The sequence below is a fragment of the Stutzerimonas stutzeri KOS6 genome, assembly GCF_000307775.2.
GTDB classification, from domain to species: Bacteria; Pseudomonadota; Gammaproteobacteria; order Pseudomonadales; family Pseudomonadaceae; genus Stutzerimonas; species Stutzerimonas stutzeri_B.
Window position 1 is genome coordinate 1,804,266 of the sequence record NZ_KK020676.1, and the last position, 3,079, is coordinate 1,807,344.

1 tRNA gene and 1 rRNA gene (1 of these 2 running past the window's edge) are annotated in these 3,079 nt (G+C 51.7%); both read left to right on the plus strand.

Annotated features, from left to right (window positions below):
• Nucleotides 1-59: 59 nt before the first annotated feature.
• Nucleotides 60-135, plus strand: a tRNA-Ala gene (locus tag B597_RS36380).
• Nucleotides 136-390: 255 nt separating this feature from the next.
• Nucleotides 391-3,079 (plus strand): 23S ribosomal RNA (locus B597_RS36385); it runs 624 nt beyond the window's last position.

Below are 3,079 nucleotides of genomic sequence, written 5' to 3' on the forward strand. Positions count from 1 at the left end.
GCGCACCCCTGATAAGGGTGAGGTCGGCAGTTCGAATCTGCCCAGACCCACCAATCGAAGGGGCCATAGCTCAGCTGGGAGAGCGCCTGCTTTGCACGCAGGAGGTCAGCGGTTCGATCCCGCTTGGCTCCACCATAACTCTAGTCGCCGAAAGCTCAGAAATGAGTGTTTACCAAGATGATTGTTGATTGCTTGGTTGGAACACTGATTTCTGGACTTTGCGCCAGAACTGTTCTTTAAAAATTTGGGTATGTGATAGAAGTAGATTTGAGTGGTCACTTTCACTGGTGATTATTCAAGTCAAGGTAAAATTTGCGTGTTCTCTATGCAAATTTTCGGCGAATGTCGTCTTCACGTTATAGACAGTAACCAGATTGCTTGGGGTTATATGGTCAAGTGAAGAAGCGCATACGGTGGATGCCTTGGCAGTCAGAGGCGATGAAAGACGTGGTAGCCTGCGAAAAGCTTCGGGGAGTCGGCAAACAGACTTTGATCCGGAGATGTCTGAATGGGGGAACCCAGCCATCATAAGATGGTTATCACACACTGAATACATAGGTGTGTGAGGCGAACCAGGGGAACTGAAACATCTAAGTACCCTGAGGAAAAGAAATCAACCGAGATTCCCTTAGTAGTGGCGAGCGAACGGGGATTAGCCCTTAAGCTTCTTTGATTTTAGCGGAACGCTCTGGAAAGTGCGGCCATAGTGGGTGATAGCCCTGTACGCGAAAGGATCTTAGAAGTGAAATCGAGTAGGACGGAGCACGAGAAACTTTGTCTGAATATGGGGGGACCATCCTCCAAGGCTAAATACTACTGACTGACCGATAGTGAACCAGTACCGTGAGGGAAAGGCGAAAAGAACCCCGGAGAGGGGAGTGAAATAGAACCTGAAACCGTATGCGTACAAGCAGTGGGAGCCTACTTTGTTAGGTGACTGCGTACCTTTTGTATAATGGGTCAGCGACTTATTTTCAGTGGCGAGCTTAACCGAATAGGGGAGGCGTAGCGAAAGCGAGTCTTAATAGGGCGTCTAGTCGCTGGGAATAGACCCGAAACCGGGCGATCTATCCATGGGCAGGTTGAAGGTTAGGTAACACTGACTGGAGGACCGAACCGACTACCGTTGAAAAGTTAGCGGATGACCTGTGGATCGGAGTGAAAGGCTAATCAAGCTCGGAGATAGCTGGTTCTCCTCGAAAGCTATTTAGGTAGCGCCTCGTGTATCACTGCTGGGGGTAGAGCACTGTTTCGGCTAGGGGGTCATCCCGACTTACCAAACCGATGCAAACTCCGAATACCAGCAAGTGTCAGCACGGGAGACACACGGCGGGTGCTAACGTCCGTCGTGAAAAGGGAAACAACCCAGACCGTCAGCTAAGGTCCCAAAATCCTGGTTAAGTGGGAAACGATGTGGGAAGGCTTAGACAGCTAGGAGGTTGGCTTAGAAGCAGCCACCCTTTAAAGAAAGCGTAATAGCTCACTAGTCGAGTCGGCCTGCGCGGAAGATGTAACGGGGCTCAAACCAGGTACCGAAGCTACGGGCTCATCGTAAGATGAGCGGTAGAGGAGCGTTCTGTAAGCCTGTGAAGGTCAGTTGAGAAGCTGGCTGGAGGTATCAGAAGTGCGAATGCTGACATGAGTAACGACAATGCGAGTGAAAAACTCGCACGCCGAAAGACCAAGGGTTCCTGCGCAACGTTAATCGACGCAGGGTGAGTCGGTCCCTAAGGCGAGGCTGAAGAGCGTAGTCGATGGGAAACGGGTTAATATTCCCGTACTTCTAGTTACTGCGATGGGGGGACGGAGAAGGCTAGGCCAGCAAGGCGTTGGTTGTCCTTGTTTAAGGTGGTAGGCAGAGATCTTAGGTAAATCCGGGATCTTAATGCCGAGAGCTGATGACGAGCTTTCTTTTAGAAAGCGAAGTGGTTGATGCCATGCTTCCAGGAAAAGCCTCTAAGCTTCAGGTAACTAGGAACCGTACCCCAAACCGACACAGGTGGTTGGGTAGAGAATACCAAGGCGCTTGAGAGAACTCGGGTGAAGGAACTAGGCAAAATGGCACCGTAACTTCGGGAGAAGGTGCGCCGGTGAGGGTGAAGTATTTACTACGTAAGCCCATGCCGGTCGAAGATACCAGGCCGCTGCGACTGTTTATTAAAAACACAGCACTCTGCAAACACGAAAGTGGACGTATAGGGTGTGACGCCTGCCCGGTGCCGGAAGGTTAATTGATGGGGTTAGCGCAAGCGAAGCTCTTGATCGAAGCCCCGGTAAACGGCGGCCGTAACTATAACGGTCCTAAGGTAGCGAAATTCCTTGTCGGGTAAGTTCCGACCTGCACGAATGGCGTAACGATGGCGGCGCTGTCTCCACCCGAGACTCAGTGAAATTGAAATCGCTGTGAAGATGCAGTGTATCCGCGGCTAGACGGAAAGACCCCGTGAACCTTTACTATAGCTTTGCACTGGACTTTGAATTTGCTTGTGTAGGATAGGTGGGAGGCTTTGAAGCGTGGACGCCAGTTCGCGTGGAGCCAACCTTGAAATACCACCCTGGCAACTTTGAGGTTCTAACTCTGGTCCGTTATCCGGATCGAGGACAGTGTATGGTGGGTAGTTTGACTGGGGCGGTCTCCTCCTAAAGAGTAACGGAGGAGTACGAAGGTGCGCTCAGACCGGTCGGAAATCGGTCGTAGAGTATAAAGGCAAAAGCGCGCTTGACTGCGAGACAGACACGTCGAGCAGGTACGAAAGTAGGTCTTAGTGATCCGGTGGTTCTGTATGGAAGGGCCATCGCTCAACGGATAAAAGGTACTCCGGGGATAACAGGCTGATACCGCCCAAGAGTTCATATCGACGGCGGTGTTTGGCACCTCGATGTCGGCTCATCACATCCTGGGGCTGAAGCCGGTCCCAAGGGTATGGCTGTTCGCCATTTAAAGTGGTACGCGAGCTGGGTTTAGAACGTCGTGAGACAGTTCGGTCCCTATCTGCCGTGGACGTTTGAGATTTGAGAGGGGCTGCTCCTAGTACGAGAGGACCGGAGTGGACGAACCTCTGGTGTTCCGGTTGTCACG